Here is a 22,036-nt window from a genome sequence, read left to right as displayed (position 1 = left end):
CCTTTGCCCAATGAAGGTTGAAGCTGCTGTAGGAGCGCGCTTGCCCGCGACCGAGTGCGCAGCGCTCGCAAAATCTCGAAAACGCTGAAAATTTACGACTGCTGACGCAGCCGGTCGCGGGCAAGCGCGCTCCTACAGGCGGTGAATTCAATAGCCGGTAAAATCAATAAGTTATTTTTGATGAGCGCGGGGGTCAGCGCTGCCAGTCGGGGTTTTCGATGAGCATCGCCATGCCCTGTCCGCCGCCCACGCAGGCCGCGGCAATGCCATAGCGCAGATTGTGGTCGCGCAACTGGCGGGCCAGGGTCAGGACCAGGCGCAGGCCGCTGGCAGCCAGCGGATGCCCCAGGCCAATCGAACCACCACGGCGGTTGAGCCGCTCGCTGTCGAGCTCCAGTGCACGCGCCACAGCCAAGACCTGGGCGGCCTGGGCTTCGTTGATTTCCAGCAGGCCGATGTCGTCCAGGTGCAGCCCGCTGCGTTGCAGCAACAGGCTGATGGCCGGCGCCGGACCGATGCCCATGTGCTCCGGGGCCACGCCGACCACCGCACTGGCGCGCAGATGCGCCAGCACCGGGCGGCCGAAGGCCGAAACCGGCCCGACCAGCGCCGCCGCTGCGCCATCGACCACCGCGCAACTGTTGCCGGCCGTCTGCACACCGCCCTCGTGCACGGCGCGCAACCGCGCCAGCGACTCCAGGCTGCTGGCACGCGGATGGCTGTCCTGCTCGACGCTGTCGACGCCACGCGGCAGATCAATACCGCGCGGCTGATAGCCGTCCAGTTCGAAGCGCTCGCGGGTCACACTGAGGATTTCGTCAGCCAGCCAACCGCTGGCCTGGGCTTGCAGGGTCAACTGGTGGCTGCGCAGGGCATAGCGGTCCACGGCATCGCGCGGCAGGTCGTAATGCCGGGCCAGGCGGTCGGCGGTGGCGATCATGTCAATGCCGGGCGCCGGATCGTGCAGCGCCTCCCAGAGAAAATCCTTGAACTGCACTCCCGCGCCAAGCTTGAAGCCGTCGCGGTGGGTGTAGGCAGCAATGGGGTTGCGCGACATGGATTCGGCCGCCACACACAGCGCCAGTTGCGTGCCCTCGCCCACTTGCAGCGCGGCCTGGCGCAGCAGTTCGAAACCGGTGGCGCAGATGCGCTGTACACCCAGCGCCGGTACATTCAGCGGCACACCGCTGTACAGGCCGATGTGCCGGGGCAGCAGATAAGCATCGAAGCTGGCCTGAGCCATGGCGCCGGCCAGTACGCTGTCGACCTGGGCGCCGTCGAGCCCGGCGCGGGCCAACACCCCGCGACCGGCCTTGATTCCCAGGTCGATGGGCGAGACCTGCGCCAGCGCGCCGCTCAGGTCGACCCACGGCGTGCGCACCGCGTCGAACAGCGCGACATCGCTGAACGTCGAGTACTGGCCGGCGCGGCTCATGCCGGTGCCCCGACGGCCAGCGTACCGGCACGCAGAAGGGTGTCATCCTGGCCGCGATACAGCGCCTCGACCTGGGCGGCACGCCACTGCAACACGGCGCGCTGATTGATCGAGCCCTTGTCGGTGATCTCGCCACGGTCGATGGACGGCGGCTCGACCAACAGCGCGATCCATTCCAGGCGGCTGGCGTTGCCGGTGGCGTCGGCATTCAGGCGCTGCAGCCAGGCGGCGAACCACTGGCGTACCGGGGCACTGGCCAGCACCTCGGCATCGCGGGCCTCGGCGCCGAGCCCGGCCAGTCGACGGCAGTCATGCAGGCGCGGGAACACCAGCGCGCCGAGGCATTCGCGGTCCGGTGCGGTGACCACGATGTCCTGCACATACGGCGAGCCTTCGAGCACCGCCCGGTTGCGCAGCGGGCCGACACTGACGAACACCCCGGACGACAACTTGAAGTCCTCGGCAATGCGCCCGTCGAACATCAGTCCCAGTTGCGGATCGGCCGGGTCGGCCAGCTTCAGGGCATCGCCCGAGCAGTAGTAACCCTCGCTGTCGAACGCCTCTGCAGTCTGCTGCGCCGAGCGCCAGTAGCCAGGCATGATATGTGGCCCGCGAAAGCGCCCTTCCAGCTTGCCGTCCACCGGTACCAGGCGCACTTCGCAGCCCGGCGCCGGCAGACCGATGTAGCCGGCCTGCGACAGGGGGCCGGTGGTAAAAGTGCACGACGGCGAAGCTTCGGTCATGCCCAGCCCGGCCATCATGCGGATGCGCTCGCCGCAATGCTGTTCGGCAACCCGGTCGAGGCGGTCCCAGATGCTTTGCGACAGGCCGGCGGCGGCAAAGAAAAACAGCTTCATGCGCGCAAAGAACCGCTCGCGCAACTCGGCGTCCTGCTCCAGCGCGTTGACCAGCTCTTCCCAGCCCTTGGGCACGGTCAGGTAGGCGGTGGGCGAAATCTCCTTGAGGTTGCGCAGGGTCTCGGCAAAGCCCTGCGGCGTCGGCTTGCCGTTATCCAGATAAAAGGTGCCGCCGTTGTACAGCACGATGCCCAGGTTATGACTGCCACCGAAGGTGTGGTTCCACGGCAGCCAGTCGACCAGCACCGGCGGCTCCTCGCCGAACACCGGGAAGGTCTGCAACAGCATCTGCTGATTGGCGCAGAGCATGCGCTGGGTGGTGACCACCGCCTTGGGCAGCTTGGTGGAGCCGGAGGTAAACAGGAACTTGGCAATGGTGTCAGGACCGGTGGCGGCAAAGGCAGCCTCGGCCTCGGCACCGCCGGGCTGTTCGAGCAAACGGGCAAAGGACGTCACGGTTCGGCCGGGCAGCTCGCCGCGCACGCTGATCACGGCCACGTCGGCCGGCAGCACGGCATCAATGGCTTTCTGGTAGTGGCTGGTGTCGCTGACGAACACCAGGCCCGGTTGCAGCACCTCGCACACATGGCGCAGCTTGGCGAAATCCTGTGACAGCAGCGAGTAGGCCGGCGACACCGGGCAATAGGGGATCCCGGCGTACATCGCGCCCAGGGCGATCTGCAGGTGTTCGATGTCATTGCCCGACAACAGCGCCAGCGGCCGCTCGGCCGACAGGCCATAGCCGAGCAGGTGCTGGGCAATGGCCCGCACGTCATCGAGCATCCGCGCGTAGCTGACTTCGCGCCAGCCGCCCTGCGGGTCGCGGGCGGCGATAAAGGTCTGGTCGGGGCGCACCTCGGCCCAGTGCAGCAGGCGGTCGAGCAGGCGGTCCGGCCGCTCGGCCAGCGGTTCCAAGGCGCGCATGTGCAGCACGCCATCTGCTTCGGTCACCTGCACGGCGGGATGGCCGATGGACACCTGGCGGTAACGCGCCGGGTTCGTCCGGGCGATTGCGGGTTGGTTCACGTGCTGTTCCTCCATCGAGACCGGCCCTGCGGGCGGTCTCTGGCTGTCGCCTTATTGTTGTCAGGGGTAGCCTTTACCGAAGGCCGCCCGGGCTCGGATCGACCGCTTAAATGGGGTAGTGGCGCGGGCCGTTCTGCAGCGTGACCCAGCGCAACTGGGTGAAGAAGTCGATTGAGGCGCTGGCGCCAAAGCTGCCGTAGCCGCTGGACTTGACCCCGCCGAAAGGCATTTGCGCCTCGTCGTGCACGGTCGGGCCATTGATGTGGCAGATGCCCGATTCGACCCGCTGGGCCAGCGCCAGGGCGCGGCCGGTGTCGCGGCTGAAGATGGCCGACGACAGGCCGAATTCCGAATCGTTGGCCAGGCGCAGCAGGGCTTCATCGCCGCTGGCACGCACCACCACGGCCACCGGGCCGAAGGATTCCTCGCGGTACAGGCGCATCCGGTCGGTCACGTGATCAAGCAGGGTCGGTTGCAGAATGCTGCCTTCACACTGCCCGCCTGCCACCAGGGTGGCGCCGTGGCTGACGGCATCGTCGATCAGGCCCAGAATGCGCTCGCCGGCACGCACGTCGACCAGCGAGCCGAGCACCGAGGCCGGATCGTCCGGGTGACCGGCGTGCAGGGTGGCGATCTTGGCGGTGAGCCTGGCGACGAAGTCATCGGCGACCTTGTCGTCGACGATCAGCCGCTCGGTGGACATGCAGATCTGGCCCTGGTTGAAGTACGCGCCGAAGGCAGCGGCTTCGACGGCGGCATCCAGGTCGGCATCGTCGAGCACGATGAACGGCGCCTTGCCGCCCAGCTCCAGTAATGCCGGCTTCAGGTGGCGCGCCGACAGCTCGCCGACAATGCGCCCGACATGGGTGGAACCGGTGAAGTTGACCCGACGCACGGCCGGGTTGGCGATCAGCCGCTCGACAATGGCCGGGGCGTCGGCCGGGGCATTGCTGATGACATTGACCACGCCGTCGCCCAGGCCGGCTTCATGCAGGATCTGGCCGATCAGGCGGTGCACGGCGGGACTCAGCTCCGAGGCCTTGAGCACCACGGTGTTGCCGCACGCCAGCGGCATGGCGATGGCACGGGTGGCAAGAATCACCGGGGCGTTCCAGGGCGCGATGCCCAGCACCACGCCGCACGGCTGGCGCAGCGCCATGGCGAAGCTGCCGGGCACGTCGGAGGGGATGACCTGCCCGGTGATCTGGGTGGTCATGGAGGCAGCTTCGCGCAGGATATTGGCGGCGAGCTTGACGTTGAAGCCATACCAGTTGGCCATCGCCCCGGTTTCACCGGCAGCGGCAATGAAGCGCGCACTGTTGGCCTGCAATTGTTCGGCGGCCTTGAGCAGGCGCGTGCGCCGCTCGTTGGGGGCCAGCGCCGACCAGGCCGGAAAGGCCGCCTGGGCCGCCGCCACGGCGGCATCAGCATCTTCGAGGGTGGCGGCGGCCACCGTCGAGACGACTTCGCCGGTCACAGGATTGCGGCGTTCGAAGGTTCGACCGTCGCCGGCAGGGCGCGATTGCCCGCCGATCAGCAAGGGCACGTCGAGCATGATGATTCCTCTTTATTGTCTTTATCGGGAATACGGGTAATGCACAGGCGGGTCTGGCGAAGGGCACGCAGCCCCTCGCCCGCCAGGTTCAGCGCTTGTAGGTCTGCAGGCCCGGCTTGATGCTCTTGTCGTCCAGGAACTGCTTCATGCCCTGCTCGCGGCCGCCTTCGGTGTCCAGCAGGCGCGACTGGTCGAGCTTGGCGTACAGGTAGTCTTCGCTCTGCTCCCAGGTCAGTTCACGGCAGCGCTTGAAGCCATGCTTGGCAGCACGCAGCACGACCGGGTTCTTCTCCAGCAGGTTACGCGCCAGCTCGACAGTGGTCTCGCGCAGTTGCGCCAGCGGCACGCTTTCGTTGACCAGGCCCATTTCGGCGGCCTTTTTTCCGCCGAAGGTCTTGCCGGTCATGATGTAGTACAGCGACTGGCGGTGGCCCACGGTGTCAGCCATGGCCTTGCTGACCAGGTTGCCCGGCGGGATGCCCCAGTTGATTTCCGACAGGCCGAAGGTGGCTTCGTCGGCGCAGATCGCCAGGTCGCAGGCCACCAGCGGGCTGAAGCCGCCACCGAAGCACCAGCCGTTGACCATGGCGATGGTCGGCTTGCTGTACATGCGCAGCAGTTTCCATTGCCATTGCGACGCTTCGCGGCGGATCTTCTCTTGCAGGATCTCAGGGCCGGAGTCGGTCTCGCGGAAGTATTCCTTGAGGTCCATGCCCGCGGTCCACGACTCGCCGGCACCGGTCAGCACCAGCACACCCGCGTCGGCGTCCTGCTCCAGGGTTTCCAGCACGTCGATCATTTCCCGGTTCAGGGTCGGGCTCATGGCGTTGCGTTTTTCCGGGCGATTGAGGATGACCCAGGCAATGCCTTCTTCGATCTCGACCTTGACGGTGCTCCAGCGGCCTTCGTAGTTGCTCATGGTGGCTCTCTTGTTCTGTGTGGGGGCTTGTGCGGATGGCCTTTGGGCCGTTGAACAAAAATTAGCCTGAGAAAATAGTTATGTCAATTAACTATTAATCAAATTAACCAGACATCTTCGTGCCCGGCGCAGGTCGGGAAAAATTCGTGGGTGAGTGGAGATAGCCATGACGCGGCAATCCCGGCAAACTGCATAGCCTTGTTAACTGACTTAATCAGGACTTGCCTCATGGCCAAGCTTTCCACTGCTGCTCTTCCCCGCGATGCCGTGCCAGGCGATGCCGACGCTCCGCTGCCGCTGGATGCAGCGCTGGACGACCTGATCGGCTATGCCCTGCGCCGGGCGCAGCTCAAGCTGTTCCAGAACCTGATTGCGCAACTGGCGGTGCATGACTTGCGTCCGGCGCAGTTCTCGGCGCTGGCGATCATTGACCGCAACCCCGGCCTGATGCAGGCCGACCTGGCCCGGGCACTGGCCATCGAGCCGCCGCAGGTGGTGCCGCTGCTCAACAAGCTCGAAGGCCGGGCGCTGGCCGTACGGGTGCGCTGCAAGCCAGACAAGCGTTCATACGGGATCTTCCTGAGCAAGACCGGTGAGGCCCTGCTCAAGGAATTGAAGCAGATCGCCGTGCAGAGCGACCTGGACTCCACCGCCGCACTGAACGACACCGAGCGCGAGCAACTGCTGGGGCTGCTGCGCAAGGTTTATCAGAACGCTTGATGCGCGCAGCCCCTCAAAAAAAATAACTTATTGATTTTATTGATTATTGAATTCTGTGTAGGAGCGCGCTTGCCCGCGACTGGGCGCGAAGCGGCCATAAAAATTGATTAAACGCCACAAATTTACGACTGCTGCGCAGCCGGTCGCGGGCAGAGCGCGCTCCTACGGGATTTACGTCATGCCTTGCGATTCATGCTGCACCTCACCAGATCGGCAAGGTGTAGGTCGCCAGGAAACGTGTCTGGTTTTCATCCCGGAACGCCGCCCCGGTCGGGAAGTCATTGCGGTAGATGGCCTTGCGCACCACAAAGCCCAGCTGCTTGAGCGGACCGCTCTGGATCACATAGCCCAGCTCCATCTGGAACTCGCGCTCCTTGCGGTCATCGGCCTTGAGCGAGGTCAGTTCGATATTGTCGCCACGCACATAACGCAGGCGGCTCTTGAGGCCGGGCACGCCCAGGGCGGCAAAATCGTAATCGTAGATGGCCTGCCAGGTGCGCTCCTTGGCGTTGAGAAAATCCGAAGCCATGGTCAGCTCGCTCATGCCCATCAATTCGGTGCCGGACACATACGGCGTGGCCGTGTCGCCACTGGAGTGCATGTAGCCCACGCCCAGTTTGTGCCCGCCCCAACGGTAGGAAAACAGCCCAGAAACATTGATGTTGTCGACCTTGCCGGCCTTGGCGCTGCCCGCCTCTTCACTGAAGAAGCTGCGCAGGTCGCTGGTCAGCACGCCCTCGCCCACTGGCAGGTTATGCAGCATCGCCAGGGTGCTCTGCCGGTACAGATCGTCCACCTCGGCGTGGTAGATACGCAGGCTCAGGTCCTTGCTGACCTGGTAATCGCCGCCCAGGTAGCTCATGTGCGACGTAGTGGCCGCGCCGTTGAAACGCCCGTTGGGTGAAGCGATGGTCATGTTCTGGTACGAGGTCGAATCGCGGCGGTTGATGCGATCGATATAGCCGGCATTGAGCGTCAGCCCGTCAATGTCCCTGGAGCTGAGCGTGGTGCCACGAAAGGTCTGCGGCAGCAGGCGTGACGGGCTGGCAAACGCAAACGGCAGAAAGATCGACACGTCGCCGGTCTTTACCGTGGTCTTGGCCCAGCGCAACTTGCCGGTCAGGGCCAGGCGCGAGTAATCGTCCGGGGCCCGCTTGTCGCTGGCAGACACCGGCAGCAGCTCGGTGCCGCTGCGGTCCGGCGACGAATCCAGCTTGACCCCCACCAGCGCCCGCGCATCCAGGCCGAAGCCCAGCGCGCCCGCGGTATAACCCGACTCGACATTGAGGATGAACGCCTGGGCCCACTCCCGGGCGGCGGTCTTGGCGCCATTGTCCTTGTAGTCGCGGTCCATGTAGTAGTTGCGCAGTGTCAGGGTGCCGTGGCTGTCGTCCAGCAGCCCCTCGGCCTGTAGCGCCGGGCTGCACAGGCCCAGCAAGGTCAGGCAGCAGCCTGGGTGCAACTGAAAAACGGGGCGAATCCCTGCGGTGTTCGAAGGTGTGTCTGGCATGTCCGTTGTCCACTTATTGTTGTTGTTCTTGAGCGCAAGCGTGGGTGCTCCGAGGTCGCCTGCCGGGCAAGAATGGGAAGGCAATGTCCAGTCGTCAACGGAAAATATCCGATAATCGAACATTAATTTTGTTATCTATTTTTTCTGATTTGTAGCGTTCCTGTTAAGTGTCTGTTTTTACAGGGGCCTGTGGCGTGTGCTTGCCTTCAGCTTGCACTTTGCTTTTTAGTTATCTTTGTTAATCTTATTTTCAGACCTGCCAGGACCCTGCTACCGTGCGGACGTCAGGCTGGCGATCACAACAAAAACAACAAATGAGGTTTATCCATGGACAGTTCACTGCGCCGTCCGGCGCTTACCATCGCGTTGTGCTTTATCGTGGCGCTTATCGAAGGGTTTGACCTGCAGGCGGCCGGCACCGCCGCCGCCGGGTTGCGCCACACCTTTACGCTGGACCCGAAGATGCTCGGCTGGGTGTTCAGCGCCGGGATCATCGGCCTGTTGCCAGGGGCGTTTTTCGGCGGCTGGATCGCCGACCGCATCGGCCGCAAGAAAATCCTGATCGCCGCCGTGCTGTTGTTCGGCGTGTTTTCCCTGGCCACCGCCTACGTCGAGAGCTACGCGGTGCTGTTGCTGGTGCGCTTCATGACCGGCCTGGGCCTGGGCGCCGCCCTGCCCAACCTGATCGCCCTGTGCGCCGAAGCGGTGGGCGAGCAGCGCCGTGGCACGGCGATCAGCATCATGTACGCCGGCGTGCCACTGGGCGGCGCCCTGGCCGCGGTGGTGGCGATGCTGGGCGGCGACCATTGGCAACTGACGTTCATCATTGGCGGCCTGGCCCCCTTGCTGGTGGTGCCGCTGATGCTGGTGTTGCTGCCCGAGTCGACCGTGTTCCGTCAGCAGGCCGACGCCACGGCGCGGGTCTCGACGTCCAAAGCCTTGTTCGGTGAAAGCCGTGCGCCGATCACCCTGGCCTTGTGGGTCAGTTACTTCTTCACCCTGACGGTGATGTACATGCTGCTCAACTGGCTGCCGTCGTTGCTGATTGGCCAGGGCTTCACCAAACCTGAAGCCGGCCTGGTGCAGATGCTGTTCAACATTGGCGGCGCACTGGGTTCGTTGTCGGGCGGATTGCTGCTGGATCGCTTCAACGGCGTGAAGGTGGTGATCGGCGTGTACCTGGGGCTGCTGGCGTCGCTGGTGGGTGTGGGGTTGTCGGTGGGTATCGTGCCGATGGCAGTGGCCGGTTTCTCGGCAGGCGTGTTCGTGATGGCCGCGCAACTGGTGCTGTACGCAATGGCCCCGCCGTCCTACCCCACCTCGGTGCGCGCCACCGGTGTGGGCGCCGCCGTGGCGATCGGCCGCCTTGGCTCGGTGGCCGGCCCTCTGGCTGCCGGGCAGATCCTGGCAGCGGGTGCCGGCACCACGGGCGTATTGCTGGCGACCTCGCCCGGGCTGGTGATCGCCGCGCTGGCGATCATCACCGTGGTGTCACGTCCGGGGCTGGTGGTGCGTACCGCGTAGGACCGGTGACCCGGACCGCCATCAACCTGTTGGAGCGACCACCGGTCGCGAAGGGCCAGCCACCTCACCTTTCGTGCCTGACCGTCAGCCTTCGCGACCGATGGTCGCTCCTACGAGATGGGCCCGTGCCCCAACAATGCAGACGCGCGAATGAAACGATCAGTGCGCGAACTGCGAAGCCAGTTCGCGCAGCATGACTTCGGCGTCCAGCACTTTTCTCACGGCTTCATGGGCTTTTTCACGACTCAGGTTCAGGCGCTCGTAAAGCTCGTCCGGAATGGCCTGGGCGGGACCCGAGCCAATGCCGTTCTGACGCAGCAGTTGCACGGCCAGGTACACCAGGTTGGCGTACTCGCAATACTCGCCGGTGTAGTACGGGTCGTGCTGGAAGCGCAGGGCCGTGGCCAGTTCATCCGGCATGTCCCAGGAGCGCATCAGCCAGGCGCCGATCTGCTCACGGCTGATGCCCAGCAAGTGCTGCTCGACAAAGCTGTGGTGCAGGTGCGGATTGACCTCCAGTTGGCGGCAGATCAGCGAGAAGTGCGGCGGGAACACGTGCGCCAGCAACAGATAGCCAAAGTTGTGCAGCAGACCGGCCAGGTAGGTCAGCCCGCCCTCGGGACGCTTGGCACGCGGCATGGCGCGGGTCAGGCCTTCGATGACCGCTGCGGTGTAGATCGACTGCTGCCAGTAAGGTGTGGTCTGTTGCGGGTGATCCTTGGGCAGGCTCAGGGTCTTGCCCAGCGCCAGGCCCAGGGCCAGGTTGATCACCAGGTCGAAGCCCAGCACGCGCACGATGGCATCCTCTACCGAGCGGATCTTGCCGGTCGAGGCGTAATACGGCGAGGCTGCCCAGCTGACCACCTGGGCGGCCAAAGCCGGATCGGTCTCGACCACGCCGGTGATATCGTCGATGGTCGCGTCCGGGTCGACCCGCAGCTTGATGATTTTCTGCGCGGTGCTGGCCAGCGGCGGAATTTCCAGGGTCGCTTCCAGGCGCTGCTGGATGCGCCGTGCGGTGAACGCGTGCACGGCCTGGGTGATTTCCTCGCGGTCATCGTGCGGACGATCAAGGTTGGGCTTGATCTGCGTGAGCACCTGGCCGAAGTGCGCGGCGCTGGCTTTGCTGAGCATGCTCTTGAAATCGTCGCTGGCAATTTCCAGCAACAGGCCCGGCTCGCCCGAACCGACCAGCAGGGTCGGCTCTTGCAGCAAGCGGTCATCGTACAGGCACGGCGAGCTGGTCAGCGCCGGCAAGCCGGGCAGGCTCTGCAGGTTGTGCTTGAGCAGCATGCGCGAGAGGCGCTCGAAGGAGACGGCCTTGAGCTCGCGACCGGTCAGTTCGGCGATCCGGTTCAGGTCCAGCAACTGACTTTGCGGGAACAGGATCAACAGAGCACCGACAGCGTCTTCGACCAGGACGGCCTGGACCTTGCGCGCCACCGGCAGCGTCGCGTCATCCGAGACTTCCCGATAGCTGATGGCCAGCTTTTCCAACAACTGCCGGATCACGGAAGGGGCATGGTGAGCATCATTGACGTGGGCTACTTCTGTCATGGTCTGTGTCCATTTCCTACAATCTGCGCAGTATAACCAGCTTCTGCAAATTGGGTTTCGTCAGCTTCGCAAAGCGTTGCCTGGATCACACCTGACCATACTGCTGACCATGACGCAACCATCGTTCCAACAATGGACTGACATGATGCGGCCAGCGTTCGAGCAAGGCCTGGGCGGCGTCACGCACCGCCGGCAGCAGGTCGGCGTCGCGCATCAGGTCGGCGACCTTGAATTGCAACAAGCCCGTTTGCCGGGTACCGAGCATTTCGCCGGGGCCGCGCAGCTCGAGGTCTCTTTCGGCGATCACGAAGCCGTCGTTGGTCTCACGCATGATGCCCAGCCGCTGCCGGCCGATCTGCGACAGCGGCGGATGGTAGAGCAGCACGCAATGGCTGACCGCACTGCCGCGCCCGACCCGACCGCGCAACTGATGCAGTTGCGCCAGGCCCAGGCGCTCGGGGTTCTCGATGATCATCAGGCTGGCGTTGGGCACATCCACCCCCACTTCGATGACCGTGGTCGCCACCAGCAGCTGCAGGGCGCCCTGCTTGAACTCGGCCATGATCGCGGCTTTTTCCACCGGTTTCATGCGCCCGTGGATCAGCCCGACGCGCAGTTCGCCCAGCGCCATGCTCAGTTCTTCGAACGAGGTCTCGGCGGCCTTGCAGGTCAGCTCTTCGGACTCTTCGATCAGGGTGCAGACCCAGTAGGCCTGGCGCCCTTCGGCGCAGGCGGCGCGAACCCGTTCGATGACTTCCATGCGCCGGCTGTCGGCCACCAGCACGGTATTGACCGGCGTGCGCCCCGGCGGCAGTTCGTCGAGGATCGAAGTGTCCAGGTCGGCATAGGCGCTCATGGCCAGCGTGCGCGGGATGGGCGTGGCGGTCATGATCAACTGGTGCGGGCTCATGACCCCGCCCACACCTTTGCTGCGCAGCGCCAGGCGCTGCTGCACGCCGAAACGGTGCTGCTCGTCGATGATCGCCAGGGCGAGGTTCTTGAATTTCACCTCTTCCTGAAACAGCGCGTGAGTGCCGACCACCATCCGCGCACCTTCGGCAATCTGCTGCATGGCACTGACCCGTGCCTTGCCCTTGAGCTTGCCGGCCAGCCAGGCGACTTCCACGCCCAGCGGCTCCAGCCAGCGCTGGAAGTTGATGTAATGCTGCTCGGCGAGAATCTCGGTGGGCGCCATCAGCGCCACCTGATAACCGGCTTCGATGGCTTGCAGGGCGGCCAGGGCAGCAACCACGGTCTTGCCGGCGCCAACGTCGCCCTGCACCAGGCGCAACATGGGCGCGTGCTGGCTGAGGTCATGGGCCACTTCCTTGCCGACGCGCTGTTGGGCGCCGGTGGGAGTAAAGCCCAGGTTGGCCAGAAAAAGCCCGGGTAATTGCCTGGCCGGCGGCAAGGCCGGGGCACGCAGGGCACGCTGGCTTTCACGCAAGCGTTGCTGGGACAACTGGTGGGTCAGCAGTTCTTCGAACGCCAGGCGATGCTGGGCCCAGTGGTGACCCAGTGCCAGTTCGTCGACATCGGCATCGGCCGGCGGGTGATGCAAGTAATGAATGGCCTCGTCGAGCGGCGCCAGTTGATAGTCGCGGGCCAGTTCGTCAGGCAGCCAGTCGGGCAGGCTTTTGGGGCCGAGCATGGCCAGGCTCTGCTGGCACAGCTGGCGCAGGCGCTGCTGGGTCAGGCCCTCGGTGGTCGGATAGATCGGCGTCAGGGTCTGCTCGACCGGCGGCGGCTCGTCGCCGGTCAGGGCGCGGTATTCGGGGTGATAGATTTCCAGGCCCGAGGCACCGGGCCGCGCTTCGCCAAAGCAGCGCAAGTGCGTGCCGCGCTTGAGGCCGTCTTTCTGGGCATTGCTGAAGTGGTAGAAACGCAGGCTGACCACGCCGCTGCCGTCGCCCAGGCGCACCAGCAGGCTGCGCCGCTTGCCCATGACCACGTCCTGGCCGCTGACCACGCCTTCGATCACCGCATCCTGACCGGGCCGCAACTGGCCGATGGGCACTACGCGGGTGCGGTCCTGGTAGCGCAGCGGCAAGTGAAACAGCACGTCCTGGATATTCTCCAGGCCGACCTTGGCCAGTTTTTCGGCCAGGGCTTCGCCGACGCCCTTGAGGGCAGTGACCGAAACGTGGGAAAGCTCGCTCATGTTGCTCTTGCCGCTCCTGCCTAGCTCGCTTGTGCCTTGGGACGGGCCACCGAACACAGGCGCACGGAATCAGCGAGGATCTCGATTGCCTTGGGCCGCGGGAAACTGGCGCGCCAGGCGATGGCCACGGTACGGAACGGCGCCGGCGGCGTCAGGGACCGCACCTCGATCACGCCGGGGGCGTAGTGGTGGCTGTCGACTGCCGAGAACGGCAGGATCGACACGCCCAGCCCCGAGGCGACCATATGGCGGATGGTTTCCAGCGAACTGGATTCCACCGTGGTGTGCCTGGCGGCCTCGCTGCCTTTAGTCAGTGTAGGGCACGCTTCAAGAACCTGATCGCGGAAACAGTGGCCTTCGCCGAGCAACAGCAGGCTTTTGTCATTCAATGCCGAGGCGTCGATGGTCTGCTTGCGTGTCCAGGGGTGGTCGGCCGGCATCAGCACATAGAAGGGCTCGTCGTACAGCGGCAGGGTCAGGACATCGGCTTCGTTAAACGGCAGCGCGATGATGATCGCGTCCAGCTCGCCGTTGCGCAGCTTGTCGCGCAGCACATGGGTGAAGTTTTCTTCGATGTACAACGGCATCTGCGGGGCTACCCGGTGCAGTTGTGGAATCAGGTGCGGGAACAGGTAGGGGCCGACGGTGTAGATGGCTCCGACTTTCAAGGGGGCGGTCAGCTGGTTCTTGCCGGCCTGGGCCAGTTCGCGAATACCCTGGGCCTGCTCCAGAACCTTCTGGGCCTGGGCGACGATGCCCTCGCCGACGGGGGTCAGGCGTACGGCGCTCTTGCTGCGCTCGAAGATCAGCACGCCCAGTTCGTCTTCAAGTTTCTTGACGCCGACCGACAGGGTGGGCTGGCTGACATGGCAGCGCTCGGCGGCATGGCCGAAGTGCTGTTCCTGGGCGAGCGTGACGATATAGCGCAATTCGGTGAGAGTCATAACGTGCGTCCATGTAGTTGCGCCCCAGCATAGCGGCTGCAATCGATAGACGCACGTTATCAGAGGCGCATCGGTGTATCAAAAAACCGATTTACCGTTTATCCAGCGAATACACGAACGGCGCCAGGATTTCGATCGATCCGTTGTTCAACACTTCTGCCGGCGGCTTGGGCACCGGTTGCGCACGACGGATCATCTCCATGGTGGCGCGGTCCAGTGACGGGCTGCCCGAACTGCTGGCAATCGAATACGAAAGCACATTGCCTTCGGCGTCGACTACAAAGCGCAAGCGCGCCACCCCTTGCATGCCTCGACGACGGGCGTCCTCCGGGTATTTCTTGTACTTGGCCAGGTGACGCAGCAGATCACCCTGCCAGCTTGGCAACGCCGTGCTCGGTGGCGATGGCGGGCTTGGCGGTGCCGCAGGCGCGGCGGCCTTCTCGATCTTCGGCGCAGGCGGTGCTTCTACCGGCTTCTCGTCGACAGGCTGTTCCTTGGGCGGCTCAGGCTTCTTCTCGATCGGTTTCTTCGGCTGAGGTTTCGGCTTGGGCTTTTCGACCTTCTTGGGTACGACGATTTCCGGCTTCGGCGCCTCGACAACCTCTGGCATGGGAATCTCTTCCTCAGGCGCAGGCGGGGTCGGCGGCTGCACGACCGCAGGCGGTGGCGGCAGAGGCTCGGGCAGAGGCGGCAGTTCGATCATCATGGCGGGCGGCGGCAATTCGATTGCCTGGGATGCCGGCCAGCGCAGGGCCAGAAGCACCGCGATGGCATGCACGGCCAGCACCAACAACAGACTACCGCTATAGCGCGTCAGTGTTTGGCGCATGGTGATCATTTTTTCCCAACCGTCTCGAGGCCCACCAGTCCGACCTTGAGATAGCCGGCGGCGCGCAGGGTGTTCATGACTTCCATCAGGTCGCCGTAGTCCACGCCCTTGTCGGCCTGGAAGAAGATCGTGGTGTCCTTCTTGCCATGGGTGCGGGTATCGAGCACCTGGCCGATCTGTTCGCGGGCGACCATGTCGTTGCCCAGGTACAGGTTCTTGTCGGCCTTGACGCTAAGGAAGATCGGCTTCTCGGGCCTGGGCTGTGGTTGCGCCGTGGACGCCGGCAGGTCGACCTTGATGTCCACGGTGGCCAGGGGAGCGGCCACCATGAAGATGATCAACAGGACCAACATGACGTCGATGAACGGCGTGACGTTGATTTCGTGGTTCTCGGCGAGATCGTCGCCGCCTTCGTTAAGATGCAGGCCCACGTTTTAGCCCACCTTGCCCAGATGCGGATGTTGTTGGCTGCGCTCGGTCGGCTCTGGCAGGTGGTCCAGGTCGCGGCTGACCAGCAGCAGGACCTGCGCCGAGGCGTCCGACACCTGGGCCTTGTAGCCGGCGATGGAGCGGGCGAACACGTTGTAGATCACCACCGCCGGAATCGCGGCAACCAGGCCCAGGGCCGTGGCCAGCAGGGCTTCGGCGATGCCGGGGGCGACCACGGCCAGGTTGGTGGTCTGGGTCTTGGCGATGCCGATGAAGCTGTTCATGATGCCCCACACGGTGCCGAACAGGCCGACGAAGGGGGCGGTGGAACCGATGGTGGCCAGCACGCCGGTGCCGATGCTCATGGTCCTGCCGCAATTGGCGACCAGGCGCTCCAGGCGGAAGCTGACACGCTCCTTGATGCCTTCGCGCTCACGGCTGTTGGCCGACAGGCGCATTTCTTCCAGCGCATCGTGCACCAGCAGGTGCGCCAGGGTGCCTTCCTTGCCGTTGCTGGCACTGGCTTCGTTCAGGGTGCGGGCCTTTTTCAGGCTGGCGATTTCAGTGCGCAGACGGCGCTTGGCGCCCAGCAGCTCGAAACCCTTGGCGATCCAGATGGTCCAGGTAATGATCGAAGCAATCGCCAGGCCGATCATGACCGCTTTGACCACGATGTCGGCGTTCTGGTACATGCCCCAGGGCGACAGGTCATGGGACGACATGCCCAGGCTGTTCTCGCCGGCCAGTGCATCGGCATCGGCGGCGTCGGCATTGACCGGCGCGGCTGGCGCAGTCGGTGCGGCAACAGCAGGGGCCGGGGCCGTTGCAGCGGAGGCAGCAGCCGGAGCGGCGGCATTGGTCGAGGCCGGTGGTGCCTGGTCGGCGAACGCCGGGGCGAGCATCAGGCTCAGCACGATGGCGGCAACAGCGCGCCAGGCGCGTGTCAGGCTGGGAAGCGTGGTTGGCGAGGCGGGTGTTGGATTGCGAGTCATGCTGGCCGGACCTGAAGTGTAGATGTAAGGACATTTGCGTCGCCGCATGGGCGCCGGACGCAGGTGCTTGAACAAACGGCTGCCATTATTGCAAATCGTTCTTGTTAACTAAAGTAATAATGTATCTTTCTGCGAAGAAATTGCGTTTAAACGGTAAAGTCCCGGTAAAGATGATGGCTTTTGATTTCGTTCCATGAGGAGAGACGCAATGCCCGCCCCTTCGCTACTGATCGCCGGTTGCGGTGACATCGGCTCGCGCCTGGCCCTGCAACTGCTCCCTTCGGGTTGGCAGGTGCACGGCTTGCGACGCGATATTGCTGCCTTGCCGGCAGGCGTCACCGGCATCGCCGGCGATCTGTTCGACCCGCAACGGCCAATGAATTGGCCGACCGGCGGCATCGATTACCTGGTGTACTGCGCCACCCCCACCGAACGCGATGAAGCAGGCTATCGGCGCGCCTATGTCGAGGGGCTTGAACACGCGCTCGGCTGGTTGCGCGCGTCCGGACAGTCGCCGCGCCGGGTCATTTTCGTCTCCAGCAGCAGTGTCTATGGTCAGCAGCAGGGCGAATGGGTCGATGAAACCTCGGCCACCGAGGCCACCGGCTTTTCCGGCCAGGTGCTGCTGGAGGCTGAACGGGTAGCGCTCGACAGTGGCTGGCCGGCCAGCGTGGTGCGCCTGACCGGGATCTATGGTCCGGGCCGCAGCGACCTGTCGAACCGGGTACGCCAGGGCTATAGCGTGGCGATCGACCCGCCGGTGTACGGCAATCGCATTCATGCCGACGATGCCGCCGGCCTGCTGGCCTATCTGCTCAAGGCCGATGCCGAAGGCGTAAAACTGCAGGACTGCTATCTGGGGGTCGATGACGCGCCGGTGCCGCTGGCGGAGGTGGTGGCCTGGATGCGCGAATACCTGGGGGTGACCGAGTGGGCCGAGCAGGCGACCCTGCGCCGCGCCGGCAGCAAGCGCTGCAGCAACGCCCGCGCCCGCGCCCTGGGCTGGGTACCGCGTTACGCGGACTACAAGGCGGGGTATGCAGCGCTGCTGCGCCCGTAGGAGCGCGCTTGCCCGCGACCGGCTGCGTCAGCAGTCGTAAATTTGTGGCGTTTCGCAGATTTTGCGAGCGCTACGCACTCGGTCGCGGTGGTCCGGCATTCCGGCAAGCGCGCTCCTACAAAGGCGGCGTGGGTTACTGCTTTTCGAGCACCCAGCGGCTCTGGCCCGGACGCAGCTGGGGCATTTCGTCGGCGCCGGCGGTGTTGAGCGCCTGGAAGATTTCCAGTCGTTTGCCATTGCGCACGAAGATCCACGGCGCGCCCTGCTCGGCCCGCTCCAGCCACATGCTGTCGTATTCGCCGCTCATGGCCGCACAATCGCCTGCCAGGCACAGCGCGTAGCGGTCGTTGTCACCCAGGCCCTGCACGGCGCCGTCAGGCATGAACTGCACGGTCGATCCCTGGCCTTCGCCACTGACAATGGTCCACTTGCCGCCCATGAAGGCGCCGTACAACGCATTTTCGAAGCTGCTGCCTGGAGGTGCATCGGCAGGCATCGCCGCCTTGGGCTTGACGAAGTGCTGCTCGGGGCCCGACTCGTTGGCGGCCTGGATCAGTTCGCCGTCGTCCACGCGCAGGTCTTCGACGAAATTGCCATAGAAGTCGATGCGCAGCTTGCCGTCGGCGGCGCTGGTGATCTTGCCTTCACCCAGCTCGAAACCATTGGAGTAAGAGGCCTGGCCGGCCTTGGTGTTGACTTGCCATTCCAGGTTGGGACCGTTGGCCAGCAGGGCCTGGCGCAGATTGCCATCCCTGACGGCGGCATCGATGGCGGTCTGGTTGATCCAGGTCCCGTCGGGGTTACGATCGACGTGGCTGGCACAACCGGTAACGAGTGCGGCCAACAGCGAGAGGGCGAGCGCACGGCGCATAGCAGAATCCTTCCTTAACGGGGTGGGCGCAGCATCAGGGGCTGCGCCCGGGGAGGTTTATTCGATGACCAGGATAGCGTCCATCTCGACCTGCGAGCCACGCGGCAACGCGGCCACGCCGATGGCGGCACGGGCCGGGTAAGGCTGCTGGAAGTAGGTGCCCATGATCTCGTTGACCTTGGCGAAGTGGCCAAGATCGGTGAGGAAGATGTTCAGCTTGACGATGTCCTTGAACGAACCGCCTGCCGCTTCGGCCACCGACTTGAGGTTTTCGAACACCTGGGTGATCTGCGCCTCGATACCGTCGACCAGTTCCATGGTCTTGGGATCCAGCGGGATCTGCCCGGACATGTAGACAGTGTTGCCTGCCTTGATGGCCTGGGAATAGGTGCCGATGGCGGCAGGGGCCTTGTCGCTGGTGATGACGGTCTTGGTCATGAGAACTCCTTGAGGGGGCTTTGGCTAGGCACGCATGCGCGTGATACGGGTCACGCCCGGCAATGCACGCAGCTTCTTGATGACGCGGGCCAGGTGCACGCGGTCGTGGACACTGACCACCAGTTGGACCACGCTGATACGACCATCGCGTTCGTCCATGCTGATTTTCTCGATATTGCCATCGGCGGCGTTGACGCTGCTGGCCAGCAGCGCGATCAGGCCGCGCTGGTGCTCGAGCTCGACGCGCAGCTCGACATTGAATTCGCCCGTCACATCCTTGGCCCAGGACAATTGCAGGCACTTTTCCGGATTGTGGCGGATTTCACTGATGTTACGGCAGTTCTCCAGGTGCACGACCATGCCCTTGCCGGCCGACAGGTGGCCGACGATCGGGTCGCCCGGAATCGGCGTGCAGCACTTGGCATAACTGAGCACCAGGCCCTCGGTGCCGCGAATGGCCAGCGGACCTTCGGCGTTGGGCAACTGCTCGCCGTCGCCCAGCAGGCGGCGTGCCACGACATAGGCCATGCGGTTGCCCAGGCCGATGTCTTCGAGCAGGTCTTCGAGCACCTGTGCCCGGTATTCGGTCAGCGCGGCCTGGATGCGCTCGGTGGCGATCTTGTCCAGGCTGGTCTCGAAGCCGTTGAGCACCTTGTTGAGCAGGCGCTCGCCCAGGCTGATGGATTCGGAGCGGCGCTGCAGCTTCAGGGCGTGGCGAATGTGCGTGCGCGCCTTGCCGGTGACGACAAAGTTGAGCCAGGCAGGGTTCGGTCGTGCGCCCGGCGCACTGACGATCTCGACGGTCGAACCGCTTTGCAGCGGCTCGGACAGCGGCGCCAGGCGGCGGTTGATGCGGCAGGCGATGCAGCTGTTGCCCACATCGGTATGCACGGCATAAGCGAAGTCCACGGCCGTGGAGCCCTTGGGCAGCTCCATGATCCGGCCCTTGGGCGTGAAGACGTAGACCTCGTCCGGAAACAGGTCGATCTTGACGCTTTCGATGAACTCCAGCGAGTTGCCGGCGCGCTGCTGCATTTCCAGCACGCCCTTGACCCATTGCCGGGCGCGGGCATGCGAGCCCTTGGGCTGCTCGTCGTCGCTGGACTTGTACAGCCAGTGCGCGGCGATGCCGTTGTTGGCCATCTCTTCCATTTCATGGGTACGAATCTGGATTTCGATGGGCACCCCGTGCATGCCGAACAGCGTGGTGTGCAGCGACTGGTAGCCGTTGGCCTTGGGGATGGCGATGTAGTCCTTGAAGCGCCCCGGCAGCGGCTTGTACAGGTTGTGCACCGCGCCCAGCACCCGGTAGCAGGTGTCAACCTTGTCGACGATGATGCGGAACGCGTACACGTCCATGATCTCGTTGAAGGCGCGGCGCTTGCCGCGCATCTTCTTGTAGATGCCATAGAGGTGCTTCTGCCGCCCGCTGACATCGCCGGCGATGCCGTCCACCGCCAGGCAGTGGCTCAGCGATTCTTCGATCTTGTTGACCAGTTCCTTGCGGTTGCCACGGGCACGCTTGACGGCCTGGCCGATGCGCGAGGAGCGCATGGGGTACATGGCCTTGAAACCCAGGTCCTCGAATTCGATCCGCACACTGTGCATCCCCAGGCGATTGGCAATGGGGGCGTAGATTTCGAGGGTTTCCTTGGCGATGCGCCGGCGTTTTTCACCGGACAGCACTTCAAGGGTGCGCATGTTGTGCAGGCGGTCGGCCAGCTTGACCAGGATCACGCGAATGTCGCGGGCCATGGCCATGGCCATTTTCTGGAAGTTTTCAGCCTGCGCTTCGGCCTTGGTCTCGAAGTTCATCTGGGTCAGCTTGCTGACCCCGTCGACCAGGTCGGCCACGGTTTCGCCGAACTGCGCGCTGAGGGCTTCCTTGGCGATGCCGGTGTCCTCGATCACGTCATGCAGCATCGCGGCCATCAGGCTCTGATGGTCCATGTGCATGTCAGCGAGAATACTGGCAACCGCCAGGGGATGGGTGACGTAGGCTTCGCCACTGCGCCGGCGCTGGCCGTCGTGGGCTTGCTCGGCGTAGAAATACGCCCGGCGGACCAGGTTGACCTGATCCTTGCCGAGGTAGGCTGAGAGGCGTTCGGCGAGGGCGTCTATGCTCGGCAAAGCGCTACCTCCTGCCGATGGCCCCTGCGCTGCGCCGCACTACGTCGACCCGGCATAGGCTTATACGGCCTCGCTGGACTCGTCCTCGAACGCGGCAAACAACGGTTCGTCTTCGACGATTTCAGCTTCGGCGATCACGGCGTTGTCGATCAGGCCGGCGGCGATTTCACGCAGGGCCAGAACGGTAGGCTTGTCATTTTCCCAGGCCAGCTTGGGTTCCTTGCCGCCGGTGGCGAGCTGACGCGAACGCTTGGTGGCGAGCATGACCAGCTCGAAGCGGTTATCGACGTGTTCCAGGCAGTCTTCAACAGTCACGCGGGCCATGGTATTCCTCGTAGCAAATGCGTATGCGCGTTGCCCGGATGGGCGAGCGGACTTGGTAGTGTACTAGCGGGGAGTGGCAAGCTTCAAGCGCCAAGCCATCGGCGGTGCCCATCCCGGCGCTCGGTTCAGCTCAGCAACTGGCTCAGCAGGGCTCGGTGTTGCTGCTGTTGATGTGTCTGGGTCAGGCGATTGGCACGGAAGATGGCCTTGAGGTCTTCCAGGGCCTGGGCGAAGTGATCGTTGATGATCAGGTAATCGTAGGCGGCAAAATGACTCATTTCGCTGACCGCCTCGCGCATCCGGCCCTCGATGATCTCGTCGCTGTCCTGGCCACGATTGTTCAAGCGCTGGCGCAGCGCCTCCTGGCTGGGCGGCAGGATGAAGATCGAGCGCGCATCGGGCATCAGGTTGCGCACCTGCTCGGCCCCTTGCCAGTCGATTTCCAGGATCAGGTCGTGACCCTCGTCGAGAATCTGTTGCAGGCTGCTCTGCGAGGTGCCGTACAGGTTGCCGAACACTTCGGCCTGCTCGAGAAAGTCGCCCTGCTCGATCATGGCCAGAAAGTCGGCGCGCTCGACGAAGTGATAGTTCACCCCGTTCACTTCGCCCGGGCGCATGGCGCGGGTGGTGTGCGAGACGGACAGACGAATCTGTGGCTGATCCTTGATCAGGGCCGAAACCAGGCTGGTCTTGCCGGCGCCGGAAGGCGCGGAAACGATGTAAAGGGTGCCGGTGCTATGGGTCATGGGGGCTTG

Annotated in this window: 19 protein-coding genes; 3 read left to right on the top strand and 16 right to left on the bottom strand. The window is 64.2% G+C overall.

What is annotated here, in order from left to right; translation table 11 throughout:
* Window positions 1-193 precede the first annotated feature (193 nt).
* The 4 genes from ASF84_RS22940 to ASF84_RS22925 all read right to left on the bottom strand — a co-directional run bounded on the left by ASF84_RS22940 (window position 194) and on the right by ASF84_RS22925 (window position 5,792).
* On the bottom strand, window positions 194-1,435 hold the full coding sequence (locus ASF84_RS22940) for a thiolase family protein (protein ID WP_056841168.1): 1,242 nt from the start codon (window positions 1,433-1,435) through the stop codon (window positions 194-196).
* On the bottom strand, window positions 1,432-3,318 hold the full coding sequence (locus ASF84_RS22935; RefSeq protein WP_236709467.1) for a feruloyl-CoA synthase: 1,887 nt from the start codon (window positions 3,316-3,318) through the stop codon (window positions 1,432-1,434). Before ASF84_RS22935 ends, ASF84_RS22940 begins: the two co-directional genes overlap by 4 nt.
* A 106-nt stretch (window positions 3,319-3,424) precedes the next feature.
* Window positions 3,425-4,873, bottom strand: a complete 1,449-nt coding sequence (locus ASF84_RS22930) for an aldehyde dehydrogenase (protein WP_056841166.1) — start codon at window positions 4,871-4,873, stop codon at window positions 3,425-3,427.
* A gap of 88 nt (window positions 4,874-4,961) precedes the next feature.
* A complete protein-coding gene (locus tag ASF84_RS22925; protein ID WP_056841165.1) occupies window positions 4,962-5,792 on the bottom strand; it encodes a p-hydroxycinnamoyl CoA hydratase/lyase in 831 nt (276 codons plus the stop codon).
* Between the two features lie 228 nt (window positions 5,793-6,020).
* Here ASF84_RS22925 and ASF84_RS22920 point away from each other — a divergent pair, with 228 nt between their 5' ends.
* Complete coding sequence (locus tag ASF84_RS22920; protein ID WP_056841164.1) at window positions 6,021-6,512, top strand: MarR family winged helix-turn-helix transcriptional regulator; 492 nt, start codon at window positions 6,021-6,023, stop codon at window positions 6,510-6,512.
* A 202-nt stretch (window positions 6,513-6,714) separates the two neighbouring features.
* Here ASF84_RS22920 and ASF84_RS22915 read toward each other — a convergent pair whose 3' ends face one another.
* Entirely contained in the window at window positions 6,715-8,022 is a 1,308-nt protein-coding gene (locus ASF84_RS22915) for an OprD family porin (protein ID WP_056841163.1), read from the bottom strand.
* 327 nt (window positions 8,023-8,349) lie between these two features.
* Here ASF84_RS22915 and mhpT point away from each other — a divergent pair, with 327 nt between their 5' ends.
* On the top strand, window positions 8,350-9,546 hold the full coding sequence (gene mhpT / locus ASF84_RS22910; protein ID WP_056841162.1) for a 3-(3-hydroxy-phenyl)propionate transporter MhpT: 1,197 nt from the start codon (window positions 8,350-8,352) through the stop codon (window positions 9,544-9,546).
* Window positions 9,547-9,705: 159 nt separating this feature from the next.
* Here mhpT and ASF84_RS22905 read toward each other — a convergent pair whose 3' ends face one another.
* The 6 genes from ASF84_RS22905 to exbB all read right to left on the bottom strand — a co-directional run bounded on the left by ASF84_RS22905 (window position 9,706) and on the right by exbB (window position 16,458).
* A complete protein-coding gene (locus tag ASF84_RS22905; RefSeq protein ID WP_056841161.1) occupies window positions 9,706-11,103 on the bottom strand; it encodes an aminoacyl-tRNA deacylase and HDOD domain-containing protein in 1,398 nt (465 codons plus the stop codon).
* An 85-nt stretch (window positions 11,104-11,188) separates the two neighbouring features.
* Window positions 11,189-13,264 (bottom strand): ATP-dependent DNA helicase RecG, encoded by a 2,076-nt coding sequence (recG, locus tag ASF84_RS22900; RefSeq protein WP_056841160.1) that lies wholly within the window; start codon window positions 13,262-13,264, stop codon window positions 11,189-11,191.
* Between the two features lie 20 nt (window positions 13,265-13,284).
* Window positions 13,285-14,208 carry a hydrogen peroxide-inducible genes activator gene (locus ASF84_RS22895; protein ID WP_056841159.1) on the bottom strand — a complete coding sequence of 308 codons (924 nt, stop codon included), beginning with the start codon at window positions 14,206-14,208 and terminating at the stop codon, window positions 13,285-13,287.
* Window positions 14,209-14,299: 91 nt separating this feature from the next.
* Window positions 14,300-15,046, bottom strand: coding sequence for an energy transducer TonB (locus ASF84_RS22890; protein WP_056841158.1), 747 nt, complete (start codon window positions 15,044-15,046; stop codon window positions 14,300-14,302).
* The gene (exbD, locus tag ASF84_RS22885) at window positions 15,043-15,468 is read right to left on the bottom strand and encodes a TonB system transport protein ExbD (protein ID WP_056841157.1); all 426 of its coding nucleotides are present in this window, start codon (window positions 15,466-15,468) and stop codon (window positions 15,043-15,045) included. Before exbD ends, ASF84_RS22890 begins: the two co-directional genes overlap by 4 nt.
* Before the next feature lie 3 nt (window positions 15,469-15,471).
* Entirely contained in the window at window positions 15,472-16,458 is a 987-nt protein-coding gene (exbB, locus tag ASF84_RS22880; RefSeq protein WP_056841507.1) for a tonB-system energizer ExbB, read from the bottom strand.
* A 208-nt stretch (window positions 16,459-16,666) separates the two neighbouring features.
* Between exbB and ASF84_RS22875 the strand changes: the two genes are divergently transcribed.
* Entirely contained in the window at window positions 16,667-17,518 is an 852-nt protein-coding gene (locus ASF84_RS22875; protein ID WP_056841156.1) for an SDR family oxidoreductase, read from the top strand.
* A 133-nt stretch (window positions 17,519-17,651) separates the two neighbouring features.
* Here the strand turns inward: ASF84_RS22875 and ASF84_RS22870 are convergent, their stop codons facing one another.
* The 5 genes from ASF84_RS22870 to gmk all read right to left on the bottom strand — a co-directional run bounded on the left by ASF84_RS22870 (window position 17,652) and on the right by gmk (window position 22,027).
* Window positions 17,652-18,389 (bottom strand): hypothetical protein, encoded by a 738-nt coding sequence (locus ASF84_RS22870; protein WP_056841155.1) that lies wholly within the window; start codon window positions 18,387-18,389, stop codon window positions 17,652-17,654.
* A 57-nt stretch (window positions 18,390-18,446) separates the two neighbouring features.
* Window positions 18,447-18,827, bottom strand: coding sequence for a RidA family protein (locus ASF84_RS22865; RefSeq protein WP_056841154.1), 381 nt, complete (start codon window positions 18,825-18,827; stop codon window positions 18,447-18,449).
* Window positions 18,828-18,851: 24 nt separating this feature from the next.
* Entirely contained in the window at window positions 18,852-20,957 is a 2,106-nt protein-coding gene (spoT, locus tag ASF84_RS22860; RefSeq protein WP_056841153.1) for a bifunctional GTP diphosphokinase/guanosine-3',5'-bis pyrophosphate 3'-pyrophosphohydrolase, read from the bottom strand.
* Window positions 20,958-21,017: 60 nt separating this feature from the next.
* Window positions 21,018-21,281, bottom strand: a complete 264-nt coding sequence (gene rpoZ, locus ASF84_RS22855) for a DNA-directed RNA polymerase subunit omega (RefSeq protein ID WP_045485028.1) — start codon at window positions 21,279-21,281, stop codon at window positions 21,018-21,020.
* A gap of 125 nt (window positions 21,282-21,406) precedes the next feature.
* Window positions 21,407-22,027 (bottom strand): guanylate kinase, encoded by a 621-nt coding sequence (gmk, locus tag ASF84_RS22850; protein WP_056841152.1) that lies wholly within the window; start codon window positions 22,025-22,027, stop codon window positions 21,407-21,409.
* Between the last annotated feature and the right edge of the window lie 9 nt (window positions 22,028-22,036).

The sequence above is a fragment of the Pseudomonas sp. Leaf127 genome (assembly GCF_001423155.1).
Lineage (GTDB): Bacteria > Pseudomonadota > Gammaproteobacteria > Pseudomonadales > Pseudomonadaceae > Aquipseudomonas > Aquipseudomonas ovata.
This window is presented reverse-complemented; position numbering and strand designations above follow the sequence as displayed.